We start from the raw sequence: 255 nt of genomic DNA, 5'->3' as shown, positions 1-255 counted from the left end.
CTGTTCGTTGCTTTCGACGGCGAGGAACTCGACGCGATTCTCTGCGAGCGTCTATCCACGTTGTGTGGCCGTTCCGTCCTCTGGGTCACGGAAGATCCTTACGAGATCGATGTCAACGGTCGTCATTCGAAGCTGTTCGATCTTGTCTTCACCAACGATTCGGCCAGTGTCGACAACTACGGTCCCAAGGGACGTCATCTGCCGCTCGCGGGGGCAACCGAGTTTCACGACCACGCCGTGATTCCGGCCGACAAG

1 pseudogene is annotated in these 255 nt (G+C 58.0%); it reads left to right on the top strand.

The features are described 5' to 3' along the window. Positions 1 to 255, top strand: a pseudogene (locus tag SB771_RS35750) (glycosyl transferase family 1); the annotation flags it as partial.

The sequence above is a fragment of the Burkholderia sp. SIMBA_051 genome (assembly GCF_046534915.1).
GTDB lineage: Bacteria > Pseudomonadota > Gammaproteobacteria > Burkholderiales > Burkholderiaceae > Burkholderia > Burkholderia ambifaria.
This window is presented reverse-complemented; position numbering and strand designations above follow the sequence as displayed.